The sequence below is a fragment of the Gordonia desulfuricans NBRC 100010 genome, from assembly GCF_001485495.1.
GTDB classification, from domain to species: Bacteria; Actinomycetota; Actinomycetes; order Mycobacteriales; family Mycobacteriaceae; genus Gordonia; species Gordonia desulfuricans.
This window is the reverse complement of sequence record NZ_BCNF01000066.1, coordinates 46,223-53,196: the sequence shown is the minus strand read 5'-3', so window position 1 is coordinate 53,196 and position 6,974 is coordinate 46,223. Positions and strand designations below refer to the sequence as shown.

Here is a 6,974-nt window from a genome sequence, read left to right as displayed (position 1 = left end):
CGCTGGGTGGTGACCACCTCGACCTCCGTGGTGGTCGCGTTGGCGGCTTCGGCTGTCTGAGGTTTCGACACGGAGGTCACCACCGGGCCCGGGCTACCGGAAGGCGGCGGCTCCGGCGACGAGGTCGGTGCGGGCGTCGGCGATCAGCGCGTCCCGGTCCTCGGGGAGGATGAAGCCTGCGGTGATGGCGGTGTCGGCGGCGCTCGTGTAACTCGCCAGGTATTCCCGCTCGTCGGCGTAGAGGTCGACGAGGATCGACGGCGGCAGGGGACTGGTGCTGCCGAACAGGACGCAGATCCGGGGCACATCGGCATCCACCACACCACTGAGGACCTGGGTCGGGACGTCGACGCACGGTGTGCGCACCCCGTCGAGGACATTGCCGACCGCGTCGACCTCGAACCGCGGATGGCCATAGGCATCGGTGACCAACAGCGGTGGGGCGACCGGGGGTTCGGCGGTCCCGACCACCCAGTCGCGTAGGTGCCGTAGCGCGGCCCGCAGCACGAACCGCTGCTGACCGCGGTTGACCGGTGTCGGGCAGCCGAGCATCGACTCGTACTCGCCGATCTGATGCAGGTCGGCGTGCGCGGTTCCGGCGATCTCCCACACCCGGAGACGATCCGAATCGTCCTGGCGTGCAAGGACATACTGGAAGTTGGTGAGCACATCGGTCTCGGTCTGCACCACGAACACCGGGACGGTGATGGTGGGGGAGATCGGCACCGGCTCCCCGCGGTAGGCATCGGTGATGTCGGCTGGACCACCCACCGGCCCCAGCGGTAGGGTGCCCATCGACCGGCTGTGGATGAGCACCCCGTCGAAGACCTGATGATGGTCGACGAAGAGATTGGTGTAGGTGGTCAACGCCATCGCCGACTGCGATTCGCCGACAGCGATCAGGTGCCGGATCGACAATCCGGCGAGCGGATGGGCGGGGAAGTCGTTGCCGGCGAGCGCCGCCCCGATCTGCCCGAAGATGTCCCAGCAGAACGCATCACCAGGATGATGCAGTGTGCCGTATCGTTCCGGTTCCTTCGCGGCCAGACCCCGCGGACCGCCGAGCGCATCACCCATACCCACCGAACCGGCACCACCCTCGATCCCGGTGAACTGCGCCGACACCCCCACCCAGGCATAGCCCGAGCGGACGAGTTCGTCTGCCAGATAGGAGTATTCGGGTGCTGCATCGGTCCCGGAGGACACGTTGAACCACTCGACGACGACGAATCCGTTGAAGTCATCGGCCCGCTCGGGTCTGCGGACCAGGATGCGAGTCGTGTACGGGGCGGTACCCGCCTCGACGAGCCCGCCGTGGGCATCGGCGAGGAATCGTCGGGCGGTACCGCCTGCGGCGTACTCGGTTTCGGAATAGCCCGCATCGGCAAGATCGGGGGTCTTCGCGGCTCCGAGGATGTTGTGTCCCTTCCCGCCGTGCAGGACGGTGAAGGTGACGACTGCGCTCATGTCCCGAGTGTAGGTCACGACGACTGCTGTGCCCCGTCGCTCTGCGCGGCCTTCTTCGCCTGCTCCTTGCGGTGTTTGGCGATGACATTGCCGAACATGAAGTGCATCTTGGTGCCCAGCGGCCAGCCCACGTAATAGCAGAGGAACAGGCTGATCTCCTCGAGCTGCTCGGGGGTGAGTTCACCGTTGCCCAGGGCGGATCCCGCCTGGATCTCGGCGACGTCGATCTGCCCGGCCTGTGCGAGCGCGCCGAGCAGGATCAGTCGCCGATCCCGGATGGACAGGCCCTCGCGACTCCACACCTCGCCGAAGACCTGGTCGGCGGTGTGCGCGAAATAGTCACCCGGGCCGTCGGCCATCTCCCAGCCGTAGACCTCGGCCATCTTGGCCAGGCCCTTGCGGCGCTGGGCGGTGGGTTCGGTGGGCTCGGTACCCGATGCGTCGGTGCTCACTGGTCTTCTCCTTCGGTGTGGGGGACGCCGAGTGCGGCGGCGAGATCGCGACGGGCCAGTTCGGCGAGCGGCAGGTCGACGCCGAGGTGCGCGCCGAGTTCGAGGGCCAGGGTCAGGTCCTTCTCGCCGAGCGTGCGCACCGGTGTGAAGATGCCGTACCAGAAGTCGTCCTCGGCGATCGGGGCGGTGGTGTCGCGGAGCATGATCGACCCAGCTCCTCCGGTGATCGCGTCGGTGTGGCGCACCACCTTGCCCAGTTTGGTGATGTCGATCCCGGCGGCCTCGGCCAGCCGTGCGGCCTCGGCGGTGGCGGTGAACGAGACGAAGTGCAGCAGATTGCGGGCCAGCTTCATCCGGGTGCCCGCACCCACCTCGTCACCGGCGTGCACCAGCATGTCCGAGGTGAGCGCGAACGGCTCCTTGATCCGCTCGTAGGCCTCGCGCGGTCCGCCGACCATGACCGCCAGTCGGCCCTCGGCGGCCCCGCCCGCACCACCGGAAATGGGCGCATCGAGCAGGGTGACACCTTGGGCCGCACAGGTTTCGGCCAGCTCGACGGCGGTCTCCGGAGAGATGGTGGAGTGCACCGTGATGATGGTGCCCTCCCGTGCCGCCGACAACAGGCCGCCGTCACCGGCCACGACGGTGCGCACCTGCTCGTCGTTGAGCACGCAGATCCCGATGATGTCTGCGGAGGCCGCGAGCTCGGCGAGCGAGCCGGCCCGCGTCGCCCCCTTCTCGACGACCTTGGCGATCGCGTCGTCGGACAGGTCGAAGACACTCAGGCCGCCATGCCATGTGGCGAGGCTGCCGGCCATCGGACCGCCGATGTTGCCCAGGCCGACATACCCGAGACGGAGGGTGGGGGCGCTCACGGCCGGTACACCTGCCCGCCGTCGACGTTGAAGATCTGGCCGGTGATCCAGCTCGCCTCGTCCGACAGCAGGAACTTGCACATGCCGACATGATCCTCGGCGGTGCCGAACCGCTTGAGCGGCAAGGCCTTGACCATCTCGGCGACCATCTCCTTGGGGGTGGTGGTGCGGGTGGCCTCGGTGTCGGTGGGGCCGGGGGCGATGGCGTTGACCCGGATGTTGTTGCCGCCCAGCTCGTTCGCCAGCTGGAAGGTCAGGTTGTTGATACCGGCCTTGGCGAGTCCGTAGAAACCGCTGTAGACGTAGGCGGCGGTGGAGGACTGGTTGACGATCGCGCCGCCGTGGGTCATGTGCGGGTACACCGCGCGGGTCACGTTGAGCGCGCCGTCGAGGTTGACGCTCATGAACTTCTTGTAGTAGTCCCACGGCACGGTGATCAGGAAGTCGAGCTTCATGCCACCGTAGATCGCCGCATTGTTCACCAGACCGTGGATGGTGCCGTAGCGCTCGACGGTGGCGGCGGCGAGATTCTGTGCGGAGTCGGGATCGGCGACGTCGGCGTGCACGTACAGGCCACCGATGTCGGCGGCGACCTTCTCGCCGGCCTCGTCGTTGAGATCGGCGACGACGACGTTGGCGCCCTCTTCGGCGAGTCCGCGGGCGTAGCCCTCGCCGATGCCGCCGGCGGCGCCGGTGACGATGATGGTCCTGCCGTCGAAACGTCCTGTGCTCATGGGGTTCTCCTCAATGGTGGCTGGGTGGGTTGTGCGTGGGTGGATCGGGAACGGGTGCCGGTCAGGCTGGGCGGGCGACGGCCTTGATCTCGAGGTACTCCTCGAAGCCGGCGACGCCCATCTCGCGGCCGATGCCGGAGGCCTTGTAGCCGCCGAACGGGACGTCGGCGGAATACCAGATACCGCCGTTGACGGCCATGGTCCCGGTGCGAACACCGTTGACCACGTGGTCGATCCGGTCCTCGTCGGTACCCCAGACGGCACCGGACAGGCCGTAGGGGGAGTCGTTGGCGATCCGGATGGCGTCGTCGTCATCGTCGAACGGCAGGATCACCAGCACCGGACCGAAGATCTCCTCCTGGGCGACGCGGGCGGAGTTGTCGAGGCCGGAGATCAGGGTGGGCTCGACGAAGAAGCCCTTCTCCTTGCCGGCCGGACGACCGCCGCCGATCTCGATGGTGCCGCCCTCCTCGCGGGCGAGGGCGATGTAGGACTCGACGCGTTCGCGCTGGCGGGCGGAGATCAGCGGCCCGCAGATGGTGCCCGGATCGGTCGGGTCACCGGCGACCAGACCGGCCAGGCTGTCGCGGGTGATCGCGGTGGCCTCGTCGAGCTTGCTGCGCGGGACGAGCAGGCGGGTGGTGATCGCACAGCCCTGCCCGGCATGGGTGACCACGGCGAAGGCGGCCATCGAGCAGGCGGCGGCGAGGTCGGCGTCGTCGAGGACGATGAATGCCGACTTTCCGCCCAGTTCGAGGAACACCTTCTTCAGCGACTCGGCGGCGCCGGCCATCACCTTCTTGCCGGTCGCGGTGGACCCGGTGAACGAGACGATGTCGACGCGCGGATCGGAACCGAGCTGGGCGCCGAGGGCGTGGTCGCTGGAGGTGACGATGTTGATCACGCCGAGCGGGAAGTCGGTCTCCTCGGCGATCACCTTGCCGACCAGCGCGGCACACCACGGGGTGTCGGGGGCGGGTTTGAGGACCACGGTGCAACCGGCGGCCAGCGCCGGTCCGATCTTGGCGAAATTGATCTGGTGGGGGAAGTTCCACGGTGTGATGGCGCCGACGACGCCGACCGCCTCGGCGCGCAGCTCGCGCCGGTTCTTCAGGCCCATCGGCTTGGCCTCGCCGAGATCGGTTGTCCACGCGTAGTTGTCGGCGAGATCGGCGAAGTAGCCGAGGTCGGTGATCGGCCCCTCGAGCTGGGGTCCGTGGGTGAGGAACACCGGGCAGCCTACCTCGGCGACGGTGAGGTCGCGCAGCTCGTCGGCGTGGGCGAGCAGGGCGTCGCGCAACTGGCGCAGGCAGCGTGCACGCAGGGCGTGGTCACGCGACCAGTCGGTGGTGTCGAAGGCACGGCGGGCCGCGGCGATCGCGGCGTCCATGTCGTCGGAGGTGGCGTCGGCGGCATGGCCGATCGTCTCCTCGGTGGCTGGATCGACGATGGCGAAGGCGCCCCCGCTGCCGGGGACCAGCTTTCCGTCGATGAGTAGATCCGATGCGGATTCGGGTCGGAGAGACATGAACTGGAACTCCATCTGGACAGGTGTCTGGACTCGAGTTCGAACCTAGTGTAGCGTCGGTCACATGTCCAGCCCCGTATCGCAGGAATCGACCCGACGACGCCTCTCGGCACAGCAGGCGGAAACCGTCGCCCGCCTCACCGACGCCGCCGTCGAAGTGCTCAACGAGGAGGGCTTCGACGGCCTCACCGTGCGTGCGGTCGCCAAGCTCGCGGGGGTGGCACCGGCGACTGCCTACACCTACTTCTCGTCGAAGAGTCACCTCGTGGCCGAGGTGTTCTGGCGGCGGCTGGCCGACGGGGTCGCCGATCCGGACACGGCGCTGCCGCCGAGCGAACGCGTCGCGCAGGTACTGCGTGACGTGTCGATGGTGGTTGCCGGCCAGGGGCAGCTCGGCGGTGCGGTGACCGTCGCACTGCTGGGCACCGACCCCGACGTCGAACACCTGCGCCTGCGGATCGGCGGGTTCATCCGCCGCCGCCTCGCCGAGGCCCTCGAGGTGGACCCGGAGAACCCCGGGCCCGTCGTCGAAGCCCTCGAAATGCTCTATGCCGGAGCGCTCGTGCACGCCGGCATGGGGCACCTCAGCTACGAACAGACCTCCGAGCGACTCGTCGCCGCAGCCCACCTACTCATGGAGAACCAGTCCTAGATCATGGAGCGATTCCGATGACCGACACCGTCACCCAGGCAGGCATGGAGCAACGGATCCCGTTCGATCCGTACGCCTATGACTTCCACGAGGACCCCTATCCCACCTATGCCCGACTCCGGAGCGAGGCGCCGGTCTACTACAACGGCGCGATGGACTTCTGGGCACTCGCCCGGCATGCCGACGTACGCAGCGCCTTTCGCGATTCGGTGAACCTGTCCAACGCGTGGGGAGTCTCGTTGGACCCGTCGTCGTACAGCCCCGACGCGCACAAGTCCATGTCGTTCCTGGCGATGGACGACCCCAAGCACATGCGGATCCGCAAGCTCGTCTCCAAGGGCTTCACCCCGCGCCGCGTCAACGACCTGTCCGAGCGGATCACCACGCTGACCCGCCGGCACTGGGATGCGTGCCTGGAGAAGGGCGAGTTCGACTACATCGCCGACTTCGCCGGCCTGCTCCCGATGGATGTGGTCTCCGAACTGCTGGGCGTCCCCGAGGCCGACCGTGCATTCCTGCGTCGGCAGTCGGATCTGTTGCTGCACCGCGAAGAAGGGGTGCTCGACATCCCCGAGGCCGCGATCTACGCCTACCTCGAACTGCACAAGTACTACAGCGCCCTGATCGCCGACCGCCGCAAGAATCCCGGCGAAGACCTCGTCTCCGCGCTGATCGACGCCGAGATCGACGACGAGAACGGCGACAAGACCAGTCTCAGCGAGGACGAGATCGTCGGCTTCATGGTGCTGATGGTGGTGGCGGGCAACGAGACCACCACCAAACTCCTGGCCAATGCGCTCTATTGGGGCTGGCGCAATCCGGATGAGCTCGCCAAGGTGATCGCCGATCCCGACGCCGTGCCCGAATGGACCGAAGAGACTCTGCGCTACGACAATTCGACGCAGATGGTGCTGCGCCGGGTGGCCAACGACGTCACCTACGGTGATCATCTGATCCCGGCCGGACAGCGCGTGCTGCTGCTGGTGGGATCGGCCAACCGCGACGCCGACGTCTTCGACGAGCCCGATGACTACCGGATCGGCCGCAACTGCGGGCAGGCCCTGATGAGCTTCGGGATGGGCACCCACTTCTGTCTCGGTGCCCACCTCGCCCGCCTCGAGGCCAACATCGGTCTGGCCGAGGTGGCGCGCACCGTCAGCGCCGTCGACATCGACATCGAGCGCGCCGTGCGCGTGCACTCGGTCAACGTGCGCGGCTTCGCCGAACTGCCGGTGCGGATCACCCGCCGGAACGGAGGACACTGAC

Annotated in this window: 7 protein-coding genes; 2 read left to right on the top strand and 5 right to left on the bottom strand. The window is 67.7% G+C overall.

The window, feature by feature from the left end:
* Window positions 1–93 precede the first annotated feature (93 nt).
* The 5 genes from GD1_RS11815 to GD1_RS11795 all read right to left on the bottom strand — a co-directional run bounded on the left by GD1_RS11815 (window position 94) and on the right by GD1_RS11795 (window position 5,056).
* The gene (locus GD1_RS11815; protein WP_059037171.1) at window positions 94–1,467 is read right to left on the bottom strand and encodes an alpha/beta hydrolase domain-containing protein; all 1,374 of its coding nucleotides are present in this window, start codon (window positions 1,465–1,467) and stop codon (window positions 94–96) included.
* Window positions 1,468–1,481: 14 nt separating this feature from the next.
* The gene (locus GD1_RS11810; protein WP_082366086.1) at window positions 1,482–1,850 is read right to left on the bottom strand and encodes a carboxymuconolactone decarboxylase family protein; all 369 of its coding nucleotides are present in this window, start codon (window positions 1,848–1,850) and stop codon (window positions 1,482–1,484) included.
* 65 nt (window positions 1,851–1,915) lie between these two features.
* Window positions 1,916–2,794, bottom strand: a complete 879-nt coding sequence (locus GD1_RS11805; RefSeq protein WP_059037169.1) for an NAD(P)-dependent oxidoreductase — start codon at window positions 2,792–2,794, stop codon at window positions 1,916–1,918.
* Window positions 2,791–3,528, bottom strand: a complete 738-nt coding sequence (locus GD1_RS11800; protein WP_059037168.1) for an SDR family oxidoreductase — start codon at window positions 3,526–3,528, stop codon at window positions 2,791–2,793. The genes GD1_RS11805 and GD1_RS11800 overlap by 4 nt, the downstream gene beginning before the upstream one ends.
* Before the next feature lie 61 nt (window positions 3,529–3,589).
* Window positions 3,590–5,056, bottom strand: a complete 1,467-nt coding sequence (locus GD1_RS11795; protein ID WP_059037173.1) for an aldehyde dehydrogenase — start codon at window positions 5,054–5,056, stop codon at window positions 3,590–3,592.
* A 64-nt stretch (window positions 5,057–5,120) separates the two neighbouring features.
* Between GD1_RS11795 and GD1_RS11790 the strand changes: the two genes are divergently transcribed.
* Window positions 5,121–5,708, top strand: coding sequence for a TetR/AcrR family transcriptional regulator (locus tag GD1_RS11790; protein WP_059037167.1), 588 nt, complete (start codon window positions 5,121–5,123; stop codon window positions 5,706–5,708).
* Window positions 5,709–5,725: 17 nt separating this feature from the next.
* A complete protein-coding gene (locus GD1_RS11785) occupies window positions 5,726–6,973 on the top strand; it encodes a cytochrome P450 (protein WP_059037166.1) in 1,248 nt (415 codons plus the stop codon).
* Window position 6,974 lies beyond the last annotated feature (1 nt).

Coding starts and splice junctions, on each gene's coding strand:
- GD1_RS11815 (WP_059037171.1), bottom strand. CDS start 1,467: ATGAGCGCAGTCGTCACCTTCACCGTCCTGCACGGCGGGAAGGGACAC.
- GD1_RS11810 (WP_082366086.1), bottom strand. CDS start 1,850: ATGGCCGAGGTCTACGGCTGGGAGATGGCCGACGGCCCGGGTGACTAT.
- GD1_RS11800 (WP_059037168.1), bottom strand. CDS start 3,528: ATGAGCACAGGACGTTTCGACGGCAGGACCATCATCGTCACCGGCGCC.
- GD1_RS11795 (WP_059037173.1), bottom strand. CDS start 5,056: ATGTCTCTCCGACCCGAATCCGCATCGGATCTACTCATCGACGGAAAG.
- GD1_RS11790 (WP_059037167.1), top strand. CDS start 5,121: ATGTCCAGCCCCGTATCGCAGGAATCGACCCGACGACGCCTCTCGGCA.
- GD1_RS11785 (WP_059037166.1), top strand. CDS start 5,726: ATGACCGACACCGTCACCCAGGCAGGCATGGAGCAACGGATCCCGTTC.